This window comes from Streptomyces sp. NPDC052043 (assembly GCF_044548235.1).
GTDB lineage: Bacteria > Actinomycetota > Actinomycetes > Streptomycetales > Streptomycetaceae > Streptomyces.
The window spans coordinates 145,257-161,356 of the sequence record NZ_JBIUBT010000010.1 but is presented as its reverse complement, the minus strand read 5'-3'; the positions used below and the strand labels follow the sequence as shown (position 1 = coordinate 161,356).

Below are 16,100 nucleotides of genomic sequence, written 5' to 3'. Positions count from 1 at the left end.
AGGCTGAGTCCAGCCCCGAGGCGGAGGCCGAGGCGGAGCCCGAGCAGGACGTGAAGGTCCACAACGACAGCTCGGCCAAGGCTGAGTCCAGCCCCGAGGCGGAGGCCGAGGCGGAGCCCGAGCAGGACGTGAAGGTCCACAACGACAGCTCGGCCAAGGCTGAGTCCAGCCCCGAGATCGTGGTGAAGCCCGAGATCGTGGTCAAGCCCGAGATCGTGGTCAAGCCTAGGCAGGACACGAAGGTGCAGCTGTGGCTGACGAATAAGCAGAAGCAGGAGCAGGAGTCGACGAACAAGAACCGGTCGGCGAACAAGATCGAGCTGATCAATAAGCAGCATCACTCGGACAGACGGGAAGAACAGCAGGAGCACTGGGGTGGAGGGGAGCACGGCCACTGGGGTGGAGGGGAGCACGGCCACTGGGGTGGAGGGGAGCACGACCACGGAGGTAGAGGGGAGGAACAGCACCAGTGGGGTGGGGGGCACAAGCCGCACCACAGGGGTGGGGAGGAACCGCATCACGGTCGGAAGCCGCACGGTGGCGTCCATGCCGGTAGCGGTGGCCTCGCTCAGCCTTCGTCGGCCGGTATGGCTGGCGGCACGGCTCTGGTTCTGGGCGGACTCGGTATCAGCGGTTTTGCGCTGCATCGCCGTCGTGGACGCCGTGACGCGGTCTGACCTGCCTGCCGCGTGAAGCAGACCGCTTGTGGCCACCGCCCACTGGCGGTGGCCACAAGGTGTCTGACCGTTCGTCGGTGATGGCCGCGAGGCGGTTTACCGCAGCGGCGGCAGTTCCCGGCAGTCAGCAACAGAAGGTGTATAGGTATGAAAGAGCAGCCTGCGCCCCCGGCTGGGGACAGCGCCCAGGGTGCAGCGTGCCATGGTGGTATCCGCGGGTGGCGCTGGATTCTCTGTTTTGGTCTGGCCGTTCTCCTCCTCGGTGTACTGATGATCCAGCGGGAGTTGGCCACGGCCTACAACGCTCCCGTCTCTGCCGGCCCTCTGCCGCTCGGGGCCAGGTCCGGTTCTGCTTCCGCTGCCCCCCGCCGGCCGGGGCTGGCTTATTCGCCGCCGGTCCGGCTGCGGATCCCGCAGATCCAGGTGGACGCGCCGTTCACGCAGCTGGGCCTGGACGATTCGGGTGCGGTCAGTACCCCGCCCGCCAGCACCCCGAATCTGGTGGGCTGGTACCGGGGCAGTGTGGCACCGGGTCAGGACGGTACGTCCGTGGTCGTGGGCCATCTCGACACCCGGACCGGACCGGCGGTCTTCCAGCGGCTCAGCACGCTCAGGCCCGGTGCCCTGATCAATGTCACCCGGGCGGACGGCAGTACCGCGGTCTTCAGGGTCACTGCGGTGCGGACCTACGCCAAGGACCGTTTCCCGGACCAGGAGGTGTACGGCGACACCCCCGGCCCGCAGCTGCGGCTGATCACCTGCGGTGGCAGCTACGACCGCGATCGCAGGGAATACGACTACAACGTCGTCGCCTTCGCCCGCCTCGAGTCCTGGCCCGGCCCTGCGCCGTCCACGGCGGCGGGCCGCGGAGAAGGCCGTCCGATCTCTCACGAAGGGCCTGCGGGCCGGTCGTGACCGGCCGACGTAGCCGGCTGACTGTGACGTCTTTCAGCGGCCCCTCGCTATTGGCCACTTGGCCCCACTTGGCCGAAGAGTCGTGCAGGACGAGGACCTGACGGTGATCTCCTACGCCTATCGGACTCCGGTCGGCAAGACGGTGGCCAGCGAAGAGCCTGACACACCGGCCTTGTTTCCCCCAGTCGTCCCCCAGCCGCGGGAGCCACAGGAGAAGACGCAGGCCACAGATGGTGGACGGAGCCCGCTGTAAATCTGCCGGCTCAGCCTTCCCAGGTTCGAATCCTGGCGCCGCCACTGGACCGAAAGGGTCTGTGAACAGCAGCAATGCTGATCGCAGACCCTTTCGGCGTTCACGGGTGCGGCCTGGTTGTTATGGGCCCTTTTTCCCAGTGTGTCTCACCCTGATTCGGGTGCTGACCAGCCCGTGTGGGGCAGGCGTGGGGCAGCTTCCGGCCCTCCTGGCTGCCGTTCTTCAGCGCCCGCTCGATTCGGGAGCTCGCCGTGGCGGTGCCGCCGTCCAGGCACTTCGCGTACACCCGGAACAGCACGGCCACGCTGTGGCCGGCGCGCGCGGCCACCTCCTGTGGTTCCACCCCGGAGCTGAGCCACGTGCACACGGCGGCGTGGCGAAGATCATATGGACGCTTCGCCAGCAGTGACGCGCACTGAGCGGGCGTGAGGGCACGTGCGCGGGCTTCCGCCCACACCTCGCCGTATCCGGTGTCCTGGATGAGTCCGCCGCGTTGCGTCCGGAAGAGCCGCCCGTCGGGGGGCGACGCCGTACGCCGTGACGTGCCAGCGCAGCAGGTTTCACGAGATCGGGCGGGATCGGCATGGTGCGGACTGCTTTCCGTGACCGGTGCTTGAGTCCGCGTCGGTCGTGCGCTTCGCCGCTATCGGTCCAGGCAGATCCCGAGCGCGGACGGGTCTCTCGGAGTCGCAGAGTGCCCCACCCACGACGGGGCAGGTCGCATTCCTGGAGACGCCGCCCTTGGGCCGACAACATCATGGGGCGAGCAGTGACTCCCCGCTCGTATGGTGAAAAAGAGACAGAACTGCGCGGCAAGGCAGGAAAGTCATGAAGGTGCCGGAGGTCGACTACGCGGCGGTGTTCCAGGCCCTTCCCGGGGCGGTGGCGCTGGTGACTCCGCAGCTGATCTACGCGGACGCCAACACGGAGTTCTTGCGCCTGCGGGGCGTCACCCGCGAGCAAGTGGTCGGTTCCTTCGTGCCCGAGGACTACCCCGAAAGGGACCCCGTCGAGCCTGTCCTGCTCAGAGTTCTGGCGTCACTGCGCCGGGCGGCGGGCACCGGTGAGCGCAGCATCGTGGCGGTGCAGCGCTACGTCACGGAGCACCCCGACCAGCCCGGAGTGTGGCAAGAGCGGTACCTCAACATGACCAACATCCCCGTGTTCGGATCTGATGGGCGGGTGACTCTGCTGCTGCACCGGGTGGAGGACGTCACCGAACTCATCCACGCCCGTGAAGTCGCGCTGACCTTGCAGGAATCCATGCTGCCCGCTTTCCGCCCGGTCGGCCGACATCAGGCGGCCGTACGCTACCGGCCCGCCGCCGAAGCACTACATGTGGCCGGCGACTGGTACGACCTGGTCGACCGGCCCGGCGACCGCATCGCCGTCGCCGTCGGCGACGTCGTCGGCCACGGCCTGCCCGCGGCCGGCGTCATGGGACAACTGCGCAGCGCCCTCACCGCCGCCTCCCTCGTCGCCGAAGGCCCCGCCCGCGCCCTGGAAGCCCTCGGGTTGTACGCCCGCACCGTCGACGGCGCCGAGAACACCACCGTGGCCACGGCATTCATCGACTGGGAGACCCGCACCATCACCTATAGCAGCGCCGGCCACCCTCCACCTGGGCTCCTCCAGAGGGACGGGACCGTCGAGTTCCTGGACCAGGCCACCGACCCGCCACTGGCCGCCCGCCCTGAACACGCCCCCCGGATCCAGGCTGTCGAGGCCTTCCGCGAGGGTGCCGTTCTCGTGCTCTACACCGACGGCCTGATCGAACGCCGCGGCGAAGACATCGACACCGGCCTCGCCCGGCTCGCCGACTCCCTGGCCCGCCACCAGGCAGACGACCCCGAAGCCCTCGCCGATGCCGTGCTCAACGACCTACTCCCACCCGGTGACGCCACCGACGACACCGCCCTGGTCATCGTGCGCCTGTGACCCGGCCCGCCACGTTCGCCTGCTCGTTTGTACCCCAACAGCCGTTCCGCCGACCTGGTGTGACGCCACGAGCTAGACCCCCATGACGAAACGGAAGAAGGCGAAGATCGACAGCGGCACGAGCAGGATGCCAAGCCCCAGCCCCCACAGGACGCTGGCACGCCAACTCGAACCGGCGATCAAGAAGACAAGGCTGACCACGGATGCGATCACCAGGTACATCCAGAAGAAGCCGAGCATCCGCCCACCCCCAGCCGGACAGATTACGGGTGGTGTGCCCGATCGGGCAGAGGCGCCGGCGGCCCATTGAGACCTGGGCCGTCTCTGGGTCGTCCGAGGCGGATCGACGTGGACAGACGATGACAACTGGTCACGGCGTTAGCGCTGGGTTGATAGTCGCGGTGCCAGATAACCGGTTCTGTCCGTTGTCGGGCTGTGGCACGATGCCGCGGTGATCACCTCACCCATACCGCCTGTCGTTCCCGCGGGCCGTATGGCCAAGCTGGAGCAACCCGTGGCAGCCCTTTCCAGCGGCCTGGAGTTGCGCCCCTGGCGCGTCAGCGACGCCGGCACCTTGGTGGCCGCTGGCCAGGATCCGGCGATTCGCCAGTGGAACCGACTGGTTGTGACCTCGATGGAGGAAGCGCGCAAGCGAATCGAGCGTATGCACGAGCGCTGGCAGAACGAGCAGAGCGCGATATGGGCCATCGCCGACCCTGACAGCGGCCATGCCGTGGGCTTGATCGGCTGGGGTGACATCGACCTCACTGGCGGCAGCGCCGAAATCCTGTACTGGATCCTGCCCGCAGGACGCGGCCGCGGCGTAATGGTCGAGGCCACGAAGCGCCTCAGCCAGTGGGCATTTGACGACCTTGGCCTGCACCGGCTCCGGCTGTGCCACGCGGTGGCCAACCCGGCATCGTGCCGAGTAGCGGCGAAGGCCGGCTTCTCCGTCGAAGGCACGATGCGCAGTGCGCTGCTGCATGAGGACGGGTGGCACGACCAGCATCTGCACGCCCTGGTCCAGGGTGACATCTGACTAGTCGAGGGGTTTCACGGTGGAGCTTGTGCCGGATGACGATTCGCTGGGTGGTGTCCGGCAACTTCTGGAGCGGGGCGAGGCCGTCTTGGGCTACGAGCCCCAGGAGGAGTTCCCGGATCGCTGCTGGGTTCTGCACGCCGTCACCGTGAGTGAGGAACGGGTCCGGTGGGGCGACGTGCTGGCGCACGTCGGCAAGCGCCTGGAGGACTGGCAGCACACCCCCTCGTTCCGGGTCTTCGAGGGGCTGGACCTGCCCGAAGACCTCGAAGGCCCGGACCTGGGCGAAATCGACCGCGACAGCCTGGCCCGCCTGGTCGAGGTCCTCGCCCGCCACAGCCCTGACGGGCCGCGGACGGACTGCTACTGGGCCCAGGCGGGGATCGAGGACACGGGCCGCCCGATCCCGGCCCGCCGAGGCCGGCTGGAGGAGGCACTTGCTCACCACGATGCCTGCGCATGGCCCGCCCGAACCGTACGCACCCAGTTTCCCGCGCACTGGTGGCCCGTGGAGGGCTCCTGGTTCGTCCTGACCGACTGGGACCTGAGCGCGACCGAGGTCTTCGGTCCTCCGGCCCTGATCGCCGACCTTCTCGCCGATGACGGGCTCGACGCCGTGCGCCACCCCAGCATCGCCGAGGTTCAGGGCAGCTTCGCGCAATGGCGCGAGCAGGCACGATGAACCTGCTGCTCATCCCGCCAGTCCTCTGACCTCGTACAGCGCGTCGTGCACGATCACTCGCCTGGGCATTCGGAACTACTCGTCTAGGCGAGACCACTGACCTCAGCGTGCTGGCATGGCGATGTGCAGGGCGGTTGCCGCCAGCGTGGCTGCGGGGTTTTGCGTGTGGGCGCGAAGGGCGGTGTCGGTGGTGCCGTGCACACTGGGGCCATGTCCTTGCGTCGCAGACTCTGTCCCGTGTGCCGTCGGGAGATCGCCGTTGTGGCCGGGCGGTTCGCGCGGCACGATCCGCCCGGGACGCGGGCTAGCGGTGGGCTGACCTCCTGCTCCGGATCGCGCCGGATGGCGCAACTCGGCGCCGTGCAGCCGTCGTTGGACGGTTACGCCGTTCCGGAGTGTCCCGGGCAGATGCCCTTGTTCTGAGCGGTTGTCGGCGTGGGAAGGCGCCCGGACGCGCTCAGTTGCCCGCCACCGACTTCACCGCCACGGACACCGGTGCCGAGCCGCTGACGAGTTCCAGGGTCAGGCCGGCCGTGGCCGGAGTCTCCACCAGTTCGGCCAGGACGGCGGCCACGTCGTCGCGCGGGATCGGGCCGCGGCCGGTATGGGCCTCCAAGCGCACCTGGCCGGTACCGGCGTCGTTCGTCAGCGAACCGGGGCGCAGGATCGTCCAGTCCAGGGCCTCCTGACGGCGGACGTGGTCGTCCGCCTCGCCCTTGGCGCGCAGGTAGACGTCGAAGACCTCGTCGCCCTCGTGTGCCGCGTCCGCGCCCATCGAGGACACCACGAGGTGGCGGCGCACGCCCGCGCGCACGGCCGCGTCCGCGAACAGCACCGCCGCGCCCTTGTCCACCGTGTCCTTGCGTGCCGCGCCGCTGCCCGGGCCCGCGCCCGCCGCGAACACCGCCGCGTCGGCGCCCCGCAGCGACTGCGCGACCTCCTCGACCGACGCCGACTCCAGGTCGAGCACGACGGGTTCGGCGCCGGCCTCCCGCAGGTCCTCGCTCTGCTCGGCGCGGCGGATGATGCCCGCCACTTCGTCCCCGCGCGCGGCGAGCAGCCGCTCCAGCCGCAGCGCGATCTGACCATGACCACCAGCGATGACAATCCGCATGCTTCCGACCGTACGCCCGGACGGCCGTATTCGCCGTACGACTTCGGCCCTGTCCGGCACACCCTCCGCCGCGCCCGGCGGTGCCCCGCGGCACGTCCCTCCGGCGGCGCCTGCGGCACGCCTCGCGGCACGCCCGTCCGGTGGCGCCCCGGCGGGCCTCCGGCGGTGCCTGGGCACGCCGCGGGCCCACGCCCCTCCGGCGGCGCTTCTGGCACCCTTGCGGTACGTCTTCCGGCGGTGCGTGGGCCCGCCTGCGGCATGTCCTCCGGCGTGCCTGCGGTATGCCTTGCGGAAGCGCTTCGAGCGCCTCAGGCGCCTCAGGTGCCCCCCCGGCGGGCCTGTCTCCGTCCCCGCCCCGCCGGCGTCAGGACAGCTCCCCCCGCCCCTGTCGTGGCAGCCCCAGTTCCACCGTGGCCGCGGAGTCGCAGAACTCCCGTACCGCGCTGGTGCGTGCCACCACGCGCCCCCGGTGCACCACGATCCGGCTGTACGCGAGCGACAGGGCCCCGGCGAGCCGGTCGCCGCGTACCGCGAGCAGTTCGGCGGGGAAACCCGCCTCCACCCGCACCTCGGGCAGGCCGAGCACCGCGCGGGCCGACGCGCTCACCGCGTCGTAGGCCTCCTCGGGGCGCAGCCCGTGCCGCGAGGCCAGCAGGTACGCGGCCTCCAGCGGGTCGCCGCGCCCCACCGGGTTCGACACGTCGCGCAGGGCGCCGCTGCCCGCGGCCACCCGGACCCCGGCGGCCCGCAGCAGCCGCACCGGCGGCGTCCCGTGCCCCTCGGCGCCACCGCAGCCGCCCTGGGGCAGGCACACCACCCTCACCCCGGCCGCGGCCAGTTGGTCCGCGGCCCGCTCTGCGGCTCCGGCGGGCAGCCGGGACAGGCCGCCGCACGGGCCCAGCGTCACTCCCGGGCGCAGCCCGCCCGCCATCGCCGCGATGCGCGCCAGACGGGCCGGGTCGGCGCCGTCGGTGTGCAGGTCGACGGGGCAGCCGTGCTCGGAGGCGACCTCCAGGACCGCCTCGACGTAGCCCGTCGGGTCGGGGTCCACGTCCGGGCAGCCGCCCACGACGCACGCGCCCATCTTCAGCGAGTCCCGCAGCATCGCCAGACCGTCCGCACCGGCCGCCCCGGTCAGGACGCGCGGCACCGCCACCGTCGTCAGTTCGGTGAGACCGCGCAGCGACCGCCGGGCCCGCAGGACCGCCGTCAGGACGCCGAGCCCCTGGACGTCGCCCACGCGTACGTGTGCGCGCACGGTCGTCGCGCCGTGGCCCAGTTGCAGCAGCGCGGCCTCGGTGGTCCGGCGCTGGACGTCCTCCGGCTCGTACGACACCGGTCCGCCGCTGTCGGCGGTCAGGGCCGTGTCGGCGTGCGCGTGGGGCTCGGTGGGCGCCGGCAGGAGCAGGTAGCCGCTGAGGTCGACGCGCGGCGCGCCGCCCCGCGGACCGTCCGCGCCGAGGCTGCCGGCGGTGCCGACCGCCTCGATGCGCTCCCCGGCCAGCCGCACGTCCACGGTCCGTCCGTCGGTCAGCCGGGCCCCGCACAGCAGCAGTCCGTCCGGGTCCGTGCGTCCGGACGGGGCCGGCGAGGAGGACGAGGGGGGCGGCGGCTGTCCGGGGGGCATCGCGCTCCAGGTACGAAAGGCGACGGGTGGGTTCGGGACACGGACTGCGGGGCCGCGCGGGCCACGCAAGATCACGCAGAGTGAGTCGAGCCTAGGGCGGCCGCCGGGCCGGACGAGGGAGGAGCGCAATAGTCGTACCGGTGTGGCCGAGGGACCCCGGCGGCGCCGGGAAACGGATTTGGGTGAACGGCCGCAGAGCGTGTAATGTCTTCCTCGCTCGCCCCAATAGCTCAGTCGGCAGAGCGTCTCCATGGTAAGGAGAAGGTCAACGGTTCGATTCCGTTTTGGGGCTCTGGTGTGAGAGGTACCCGTCGAAAGACGGGGCCCGATCGCATCGCAGCGGTGTAGCTCAGTCGGTAGAGCAAGCGGCTCATAATCGCTGTGTCACCGGTTCAAGTCCGGTCACCGCTACTCACAGTAGCCGATTGCGGGGTCGGTCCTTCGATCGGCTACTCTTTCTTGCGTTGAACTAGCCTACCCGTTCGTCAAGGAGCACTCACGTGGCTGCCACCGACGTCCGCCCGAAGATCACGCTGGCCTGCGTGGAGTGCAAGGAGCGGAACTACATCACCAAGAAGAACCGGCGGAACAACCCCGACCGGCTCGAGATGAAGAAGCACTGCCCGCGTTGCAACGCGCACACCGCGCATCGCGAGACGCGCTGATCAGACTCGGACATGAGGCCGCCCCCGCACCCTGGGGGCGGCCTCATGTTGTTTCATGTGCGAAAGCCCGGCGAAGTCCGGCAGCGGCCCGGTGACAGCCGGGGCCCGCACGTCGGGCGACGTCCAACCCAGCGACACCAGGAGGTGCCGAGCCATGGCGCTCGACCAGTCCTTCGTGGGGCGGTCCTACCCGCCCACCGACCCCTACGAGGTGGGTCGGGAGAAGATCCGTGAGTTCGCGGAGGCGGTGGGCGACGCCAACCCGGCGTACACGGACCCGGAAGCCGCCAAGGAACTCGGCCACTCCGACGTGATCGCCCCGCCGACCTTCGTCTTCGCGATCACCTTCAAGGCCGCCGGACAGGTCGTCCAGGACCCGCAGCTCGGCCTCGACTACAGCCGCGTGGTGCACGGCGACCAGAAGTTCGCCTACACCCGGCCCGTGCGCGCCGGCGACCGGCTCACCGTCACCTCCACCATCGAGTCGATCAAGTCCCTGGCCGGCAACGACGTCCTGGACATCCGCGGCGAGGTGCACGACGAGGTGGGCGAGCACGTCGTGACCGCCTGGACCAAGCTCGTGGCCCGCGCGGCCAAGGAGGCGTGAGGAATCCGATGACGGCGAAGATCGCCTACGACGACGTCGAGGTCGGCACCGAGCTGCCGGCGCAGACCTTCCCCGTGACCCGGGCCACCCTCGTCCAGTACGCGGGCGCCTCCGGGGACTTCAACCCCATCCACTGGAACGAGAAGTTCGCCAAGGAGGTCGGGCTCCCGGACGTGATCGCGCACGGCATGTTCACCATGGCCGAGGCGATCCGCGTGGTCACCGACTGGACGGGCGACCCCGGCGCCGTCGTCGAGTACGGCGTCCGCTTCACCAAGCCCGTCGTCGTCCCGAACGACGACGAGGGGGCCGTGATCGAGGTCTCCGGCAAGGTCGCGGTCAAGCTCGACGACAACACCGTGCGGGTCGACCTGACCGCCATGAGCAACGGGCAGAAGGTCCTCGGGATGTCCCGGGCCGTCGTACGCCTGGCCTGACGGCCACCGCGGTCCCGCACTCGCCGAGGTGCGGGACCGTCAGTGGGGTCTCGTAGTCTTGGGCGCGTGCAGGAACTCCACGACGCGCCCCTCGCCCCGCTGACCACCTTCCGGCTCGGCGGCCCCGCGACCCGGCTGATCACCGCGACCACCGACGCCGAGGTGATCGAAGCCGTCCGCGAGGCCGACGCCCACGGCACGCCGCTGCTGGTCGTCGGCGGCGGCTCCAACCTCGTCATCGGCGACAAGGGCTTCGACGGCACCGCGCTGCGCATTGCCACCCGCGGCGTCGAACTCACCGGTACGACGCTGGAGCTGGCCGCCGGAGAGGTGTGGACGGACGCGGTCGCGCGCACCGTCGAGGCCGGTCTCGCCGGCATCGAGTGCCTGTCCGGCATCCCCGGCTCCGCGGGCGCCACCCCGATCCAGAACGTCGGGGCGTACGGCCAGGAGGTGTCCTCGACGATCACCGAGGTCGTCGCCTACGACCGCCGGGCGGGCCGCACGGTGACCCTCGCCAACGAGGAGTGCGCGTTCTCCTACCGGCACAGCCGCTTCAAGGCCGACCCCGAGCGGTACGTCGTCCTGCGCGTCCGCTTCGGTCTGGAGGACGCGGACGGGCTGTCGGCGCCGGTCAAGTACGCCGAGACCGCCCGCGTCCTGGGCGTCGAGGCGGGCGACCGGGTGCCGCTCGCCACCGCCCGCGAGACCGTGCTGAAGTTGCGGGCGGGCAAGGGCATGGTGCTGGACCCCGAGGACCACGACACCTGGTCCGCCGGCTCCTTCTTCACCAACCCGATCCTCACGGACGCCGACTTCGCCGTCTTCCGTACGCGCGTGCGGAAGCGGCTCGGCGACGGCGTCGAGCCCCCCGCCTATCCGGCGGGCCAGGGGCACACCAAGACCTCCGCGGCCTGGCTGATCGACAGGGCGGGCTTCACCAAGGGCTACGGCACCGGACCGGCCCGCATCTCCACCAAGCACACCCTGGCCCTGACCAACCGCGGCGGCGCGACCACGGAGGACCTGCTGGCACTGGCCCGCGAGGTGGTGGCCGGGGTCCGCGAGGCCTTCGGCGTCACCCTGGTCAACGAGCCGGTGACGGTCGGCGTCAGCCTGTAGCCGCATGACACGGCCGGACACGGGGCTGGGCTCGGCAGGACACAGCAGAACGCGGCAGAACACAACGGGGCACAAGGGGAGAGGAAGAGCATGGGGGAGAGACGCGGCCGGCGTGCCGTGGCGGTCGTGGCCGCCGCCGTCCTGGTGGGCGTGCTCGCCACGGGATGCGGCAAGGGCGCCGCACGGGCCGGAGGCGGGGAATCGCAGTCGGCGGCGCCGTACCGCAGCGCGGGGGAGATCGACGAGACGCTCGCACCGGACGGCACCACCGTCCGCGTGGGCTCCCCCGGCGCGCCCACCGTCGTTCACCTGTACGAGGACCTGCGCTGCCCGGTCTGCGCCGAGTTCGAGACGGAGGGCGGCGGCGAGGGCCTGCACGAGCTGATCCTGTCCGGCGAGGTGCGGGCCGAGTACACCCTGGCGTCGTTCCTCGACGACCGGCTCGGCGGCGAGGGCTCGAAGAAGGCCGCCAACGCCCTGCGGGTCGCCCTGGACGCGGGCAGGTTCGTCGAGTACCACGAGGTGCTCTTCGCGAACCAGCCCGAGGAGGAGGTCGACGGCTACACCGACGCCTTCCTGCTGGACATGGCCTCCGAGGTCCCGGGCCTGCGCGGCGAGGAGTTCGACGCGGCGGTCAAGGGCATGAAGCACCGCGACTTCGTGACCGCCTCCGAGAAGGCCTTCGACACGTCGGGCGTGACCGGCACGCCCACCATGAAGGTCGACGGCAGGACCATCGACGACTCCCTGGCCGGCGGCATCTTCGACAAGGAGACGCTGCCCCTGGTGATCGGCGCCATGGCCCGGTCCTGACCGCCGCGCCGTCAAACCGTCGTCAGCCTGTCGTCAGTCCACCGTCAGTTCGCCAGCCAGTCGTCCACCCCCGACAGCAGCTTCGCGCGCAGGTCCGAGGGGGCCGCCGACGCGCGGATCGACTGGCGGGCCAGTTCCGCCAGTTCGGCGTCCGTGAACGAGTGGTGGCGGCGGGCGATGTCGTACTGCGCCGCCAGGCGGGAGCCGAAGAGCAGCGGGTCGTCGGCGCCCAGGGCCATCGGGACACCCGCCTCGTACAGCCGGCGCAGGGGGACGTCCTCGGGCTTGTCGTACACACCGAGGGCCACGTTCGAGGCCGGGCACACCTCGCAGGTCACGCCCCGGTCGGCCAGACGGCTCAGCAGCCGCGGGTCCTCCGCCGCGCGCACCCCGTGACCCACCCGGTGGGCCTGGAGGTCGTCCAGGCAGTCGCGGACGGAGGCGGGGCCGGTCAGCTCGCCGCCGTGCGGGGCCGCGAACAGGCCGCCGTCCCGTGCGATCGCGAACGCCCGGTCGAAGTCCCGCGCCATGCCGCGGCGTTCGTCGTTCGACAGGCCGAAGCCGACCACGCCGCGGTCCCGGTAGCGCACCGCGAGGCGGGCCAGCGTGCGGGCGTCCAGGGGGTGCTTCATCCGGTTCGCGGCGAGAAGGACCCGCATCCCGAGGCCCGTCTCGCGCGAGGCCGTCTCCACCGCGTCCAGGATGATCTCCAGCGCCGGGATCAGGCCGCCCAGGCGCGGTGCGTACGAGGTCGGGTCGACCTGGATCTCCAGCCACCCCGAGCCGTCCTTGACGTCCTCCTCGGCGGCCTCCCGCACCAGCCGCCGGATGTCCTCCGGCTCCCGCAGACAGGAGCGTGCCGCGTCGTACAGCCGCTGGAAGCGGAACCAGCCCCGCTCGTCCGTGGCCCGCAGCCGCGGCGGCTCCCCGCTGACCAGGGCCTCCGTCAGCGCCTCGGGCAGCCGCACGCGGTACTTGTCGGCCAGCTCCAGCAGGGTGGTGGGCCGCATCGACCCGGTGAAGTGCAGGTGCAGATGGGCTTTCGGCAGCTCAGAGACATCACGTACACGCTCCATTCCTGGATGGTGCCGCACGTCCCCCGCGCCCCGGTAGTCGTTTCCCTATTCGTGGTCTTGCTCGCACAAACGAAGGGGCGCGCCGGGCCGCTCATGTGAGCCGGCCCGGCGCGCCCCTGGGCGGAAGCGGGACCTCAGTCCCGCGCCTCCGCCAGCAGCTTCTGGATCCGGCTCACGCCCTCCACCAGGTCCTCGTCACCGAGGGCGTAGGACAGGCGCAGATAGCCCGGCGTGCCGAAGGCCTCGCCCGGGACGACCGCGACCTCGGCCTCCTCCAGGATCAGCGCGGCCAGCTCCACCGAGTTCTGCGGGCGCTTGCCGCGGATCTCCTTGCCGATCAGCGCCTTCACCGACGGGTAGGCGTAGAACGCGCCCTCCGGCTCCGGGCAGAGCACGCCGTCGATCTCGTTGAGCATCCGCACGATGGTCTTCCGCCGCCGGTCGAAGGCCTCGCGCATCTTCGCGACCGCCTCCAGGTCACCGGAGACGGCGGCCAGGGCCGCGGCCTGGGAGACGTTCGCCACGTTCGACGTGGCGTGCGACTGGAGGTTGGTCGCGGCCTTGACCACGTCCTTCGGGCCGATGACCCACCCCACGCGCCAGCCGGTCATGGCGTACGTCTTCGCCACGCCGTTGACGACGACGCACTTGTCGCGCAGCTCGGGCAGGAGGGCCGGCAGGGACACCGAGACGGCGTCGCCGTAGACCAGGTGCTCGTAGATCTCGTCGGTCAGCACCCACAGGCCGTGCTCGAGGGCCCAGCGGCCGATCGCCTCGGTCTCGGCCTCGGAGTAGACCGCGCCGGTCGGGTTGGACGGGGAGACGAAGAGGACGACCTTGGTCTTCTCCGTGCGGGCGGCCTCCAGCTGCTCGACCGACACGCGGTAGCCGGTGGTCTCGTCCGCGACGACCTCGACCGGGACACCGCCCGCCAGGCGGATCGACTCCGGGTACGTGGTCCAGTACGGCGCCGGCACGATGACCTCGTCGCCCGGGTCGAGGATCGCGGCGAACGCCTCGTAGATGGCCTGCTTGCCGCCGTTGGTGACCAGGATCTGCGAGACGTCCGGCTCCCAGCCGGAGTCGCGCAGCGTCTTCGCGGCGATGGCGGCCTTCAGCTCGGGCAGGCCGCCGGCCGGGGTGTAGCGGTGGTACTTGGGGTTCCGGCAGGCCTCGACGGCGGCTTCGACGATGTAGTCCGGGGTCGGGAAGTCCGGCTCGCCGGCACCGAAGCCGATCACGGGACGACCGGCGGCCTTGAGGGCCTTGGCCTTGGCGTCCACGGCGAGGGTGGCGGACTCGGAGATCGCGCCGATGCGGGCGGAGACCCGGCGCTCGGTGGGAGGGGTTGCAGCGCTCATACCGTCCATCGTTTCAGACAGGAAACGCCCGGGGCACACGGGTTTCACAGGGTGAACAAGCCCGGTGGAACCTCCGGACATCCGTTCGGATCCCGTCCCCGGCCAGCCGATCTTCCAGCGATCGGGGCGGGTTGGCTGCTTTCTGTTCGACGACCGGCGCCGGAACACGTACACTCTCACCTCGTTGGCCTTCAGCAGCCGCTGTCGCACCTGGTGCACACCGAGCACCCGGTCGTATGCGGTACGTTGGGGGACACACAAAGGGTCGTAGCTCAATTGGTAGAGCACTGGTCTCCAAAACCAGCGGTTGGGGGTTCGAGTCCCTCCGGCCCTGCTACACACACCTTCGCCAGGATGTGTGCGCATGTACGTACAGCAATGCACCGCCGTGCGGCTCGACCGGGCGCGGCACGGCCACGACCCGGAATCAGGTGAGGACGAATGACGGACGCCGTGGGCTCCCTCGACACGCCTGATGCCCAGGACGAGGTGACGGAATCCAAGAAGGCCCGCAAGGGTGGCAAGCGGGGCAAGAAGGGCCCGCTGAAGCGCCTTGCTCTCTTCTACCGTCAGATCATCGCGGAACTCCGCAAGGTCGTCTGGCCGACCCGCAATCAGCTGACGACGTACACCACCGTGGTGATTGTCTTCGTCGTCATCATGATCGGCCTGGTGACCGTGATTGACTATGGGCTCAACCACGCGGCCAAGTACGTCTTTGGCTGAGCCAAGAGCGAAGGGCGCCGCGGTTACCGGCGCCCCTTTTCGCATGTTCCACCCCTATGTATCCAGGAAGAAGCAGCCACCGTGTCTGACCCGAACCTGAACGACGCCATCGAGCCGACCGAGTCCGTGGATGACGAGCTCGACATCGTCGAAGGTGCGGACGAGGTCGACGAGGCCGAGGCTGCCGAGGCCGCCGCGGGCGAGCCGGCCGAGGAGGCCGCCGTCCACGTCGTGGACGAGGCACCCGGGGGTGAGGCCGAGGAGGAGGAGCCGGAGGCCGAGGTCGACCCGGTCACCAAGCTCCGCGAGGAACTGCGCACGCTGCCCGGCGAGTGGTACGTCATCCACACCTACGCCGGCTACGAGAAGCGCGTGAAGGCGAACCTGGAGCAGCGTGCCGTCTCGCTGAACGTCGAGGACTTCATCTACCAGGCCGAGGTGCCCGAGGAAGAGATCGTCCAGATCAAGAACGGCGAGCGCAAGACCGTCCGGCAGAACAAGCTGCCCGGCTACGTCCTCGTCCGCATGGACCTGACGAACGAGTCCTGGGGCGTCGTGCGCAACACCCCGGGCGTCACCGGGTTCGTGGGCAACGCCTACGACCCCTACCCGCTGTCCCTGGACGAGATCGTGAAGATGCTCGCCCCCGAGGCGGAGGAGAAGGCCGCCCGCGAGGCCGCCGAGGCCGAGGGCAAGCCGGCCCCGCAGCGCAAGGTCGAGGTCCAGGTGCTGGACTTCGAGGTCGGCGACTCGGTCACCGTCACCGACGGCCCGTTCGCCACGCTCCAGGCCACGATCAACGAGATCAACCCGGACTCCAAGAAGGTCAAGGGCCTCGTCGAGATCTTCGGCCGAGAGACCCCGGTCGAGCTGAGCTTCGACCAGATCCAGAAGAACTAGCTCGCCGCGGTTCTCTCTGGACGTACCGCTTCCGTGCAGGTCAGGTGATTCGCTCCCGAGCGGCGCCTGACCTGCCCGGTTTTCAGCCGTGCAGCGATACCCGTTATCGTTGTGCGGTATGCCTGCGTTCGGGTGGTACCCGGGCGCC

17 protein-coding genes, 3 tRNA genes and 2 pseudogenes are annotated in these 16,100 nt (G+C 70.3%); 16 read left to right on the top strand and 6 right to left on the bottom strand.

The window, feature by feature from the left end:
• Nucleotides 1-677: pseudogene (locus ACIHCX_RS24900) on the top strand (hypothetical protein); the annotation flags it as partial.
• A 147-nt stretch (nt 678-824) separates the two neighbouring features.
• Entirely contained in the window at nt 825-1,592 is a 768-nt protein-coding gene (locus ACIHCX_RS24895) for a class F sortase (RefSeq protein ID WP_400032994.1), read from the top strand.
• A gap of 464 nt (nt 1,593-2,056) precedes the next feature.
• Here the strand turns inward: ACIHCX_RS24895 and ACIHCX_RS24890 are convergent.
• Nucleotides 2,057-2,586 (bottom strand): annotated as a pseudogene (locus tag ACIHCX_RS24890) (site-specific integrase); the annotation flags it as partial.
• An 87-nt stretch (nt 2,587-2,673) separates the two neighbouring features.
• Here ACIHCX_RS24890 and ACIHCX_RS24885 point away from each other — a divergent pair.
• Nucleotides 2,674-3,783 (top strand): PP2C family protein-serine/threonine phosphatase, encoded by a 1,110-nt coding sequence (locus ACIHCX_RS24885; protein ID WP_400032992.1) that lies wholly within the window; start codon nt 2,674-2,676, stop codon nt 3,781-3,783.
• Nucleotides 3,784-3,855: 72 nt separating this feature from the next.
• Here the strand turns inward: ACIHCX_RS24885 and ACIHCX_RS24880 are convergent, their stop codons facing one another.
• A complete protein-coding gene (locus tag ACIHCX_RS24880) occupies nt 3,856-4,023 on the bottom strand; it encodes a hypothetical protein (protein WP_400032990.1) in 168 nt (55 codons plus the stop codon).
• Nucleotides 4,024-4,276: 253 nt separating this feature from the next.
• Between ACIHCX_RS24880 and ACIHCX_RS24875 the strand changes: the two genes are divergently transcribed.
• The 3 genes from ACIHCX_RS24875 to ACIHCX_RS24865 all read left to right on the top strand — a co-directional run bounded on the left by ACIHCX_RS24875 (nt 4,277) and on the right by ACIHCX_RS24865 (nt 5,927).
• Nucleotides 4,277-4,822, top strand: coding sequence for a GNAT family N-acetyltransferase (locus tag ACIHCX_RS24875; RefSeq protein WP_400032988.1), 546 nt, complete (start codon nt 4,277-4,279; stop codon nt 4,820-4,822).
• 28 nt (nt 4,823-4,850) lie between these two features.
• Nucleotides 4,851-5,504, top strand: a complete 654-nt coding sequence (locus ACIHCX_RS24870) for a hypothetical protein (RefSeq protein ID WP_400032986.1) — start codon at nt 4,851-4,853, stop codon at nt 5,502-5,504.
• Between the two features lie 210 nt (nt 5,505-5,714).
• Nucleotides 5,715-5,927 (top strand): hypothetical protein, encoded by a 213-nt coding sequence (locus tag ACIHCX_RS24865; RefSeq protein WP_400032984.1) that lies wholly within the window; start codon nt 5,715-5,717, stop codon nt 5,925-5,927.
• Nucleotides 5,928-5,961: 34 nt separating this feature from the next.
• Here the strand turns inward: ACIHCX_RS24865 and ACIHCX_RS24860 are convergent, their stop codons facing one another.
• Nucleotides 5,962-6,618: an SDR family oxidoreductase gene (locus ACIHCX_RS24860; protein ID WP_400032982.1), complete on the bottom strand. Its 657-nt coding sequence runs from the start codon at nt 6,616-6,618 to the stop codon at nt 5,962-5,964.
• A gap of 364 nt (nt 6,619-6,982) precedes the next feature.
• Nucleotides 6,983-8,245 carry an amidohydrolase family protein gene (locus tag ACIHCX_RS24855; RefSeq protein ID WP_400032980.1) on the bottom strand — a complete coding sequence of 421 codons (1,263 nt, stop codon included), beginning with the start codon at nt 8,243-8,245 and terminating at the stop codon, nt 6,983-6,985.
• A gap of 219 nt (nt 8,246-8,464) precedes the next feature.
• Between ACIHCX_RS24855 and ACIHCX_RS24850 the strand changes: the two genes are divergently transcribed.
• The 7 genes from ACIHCX_RS24850 to ACIHCX_RS24820 all read left to right on the top strand — a co-directional run bounded on the left by ACIHCX_RS24850 (nt 8,465) and on the right by ACIHCX_RS24820 (nt 11,889).
• Nucleotides 8,465-8,537 (top strand) — tRNA-Thr (locus ACIHCX_RS24850).
• 46 nt (nt 8,538-8,583) lie between these two features.
• Nucleotides 8,584-8,656, top strand: a tRNA-Met gene (locus tag ACIHCX_RS24845).
• An 89-nt stretch (nt 8,657-8,745) separates the two neighbouring features.
• Nucleotides 8,746-8,910, top strand: coding sequence for a 50S ribosomal protein L33 (rpmG, locus tag ACIHCX_RS24840; RefSeq protein ID WP_003948671.1), 165 nt, complete (start codon nt 8,746-8,748; stop codon nt 8,908-8,910).
• Nucleotides 8,911-9,064: 154 nt separating this feature from the next.
• Nucleotides 9,065-9,517, top strand: a complete 453-nt coding sequence (locus tag ACIHCX_RS24835; protein ID WP_400032978.1) for a MaoC family dehydratase N-terminal domain-containing protein — start codon at nt 9,065-9,067, stop codon at nt 9,515-9,517.
• An 8-nt stretch (nt 9,518-9,525) separates the two neighbouring features.
• A complete protein-coding gene (locus ACIHCX_RS24830; protein WP_400032976.1) occupies nt 9,526-9,954 on the top strand; it encodes a MaoC family dehydratase in 429 nt (142 codons plus the stop codon).
• A gap of 66 nt (nt 9,955-10,020) precedes the next feature.
• The gene (locus ACIHCX_RS24825; RefSeq protein WP_400032974.1) at nt 10,021-11,076 is read left to right on the top strand and encodes a UDP-N-acetylmuramate dehydrogenase; all 1,056 of its coding nucleotides are present in this window, start codon (nt 10,021-10,023) and stop codon (nt 11,074-11,076) included.
• Nucleotides 11,077-11,166: 90 nt separating this feature from the next.
• Nucleotides 11,167-11,889, top strand: a complete 723-nt coding sequence (locus ACIHCX_RS24820) for a DsbA family protein (protein ID WP_400032972.1) — start codon at nt 11,167-11,169, stop codon at nt 11,887-11,889.
• A 44-nt stretch (nt 11,890-11,933) separates the two neighbouring features.
• Here ACIHCX_RS24820 and ACIHCX_RS24815 read toward each other — a convergent pair whose 3' ends face one another.
• Nucleotides 11,934-12,965 (bottom strand): adenosine deaminase, encoded by a 1,032-nt coding sequence (locus ACIHCX_RS24815; RefSeq protein WP_400032970.1) that lies wholly within the window; start codon nt 12,963-12,965, stop codon nt 11,934-11,936.
• Between the two features lie 134 nt (nt 12,966-13,099).
• On the bottom strand, nt 13,100-14,326 hold the full coding sequence (locus ACIHCX_RS24810; protein WP_400032968.1) for a pyridoxal phosphate-dependent aminotransferase: 1,227 nt from the start codon (nt 14,324-14,326) through the stop codon (nt 13,100-13,102).
• Nucleotides 14,327-14,587: 261 nt separating this feature from the next.
• On the opposite strand from ACIHCX_RS24810, the gene ACIHCX_RS24805 reads away from it, so the two are divergent.
• From ACIHCX_RS24805 to nusG, 3 genes are all read left to right on the top strand, one after another.
• Nucleotides 14,588-14,660 (top strand) — tRNA-Trp (locus tag ACIHCX_RS24805).
• A gap of 107 nt (nt 14,661-14,767) precedes the next feature.
• Nucleotides 14,768-15,052 carry a preprotein translocase subunit SecE gene (gene secE / locus ACIHCX_RS24800; RefSeq protein WP_141359395.1) on the top strand — a complete coding sequence of 95 codons (285 nt, stop codon included), beginning with the start codon at nt 14,768-14,770 and terminating at the stop codon, nt 15,050-15,052.
• 81 nt (nt 15,053-15,133) lie between these two features.
• Nucleotides 15,134-15,952, top strand: a complete 819-nt coding sequence (gene nusG / locus ACIHCX_RS24795) for a transcription termination/antitermination protein NusG (protein ID WP_225078007.1) — start codon at nt 15,134-15,136, stop codon at nt 15,950-15,952.
• The last annotated feature ends 148 nt before the right edge of the window (nt 15,953-16,100 follow it).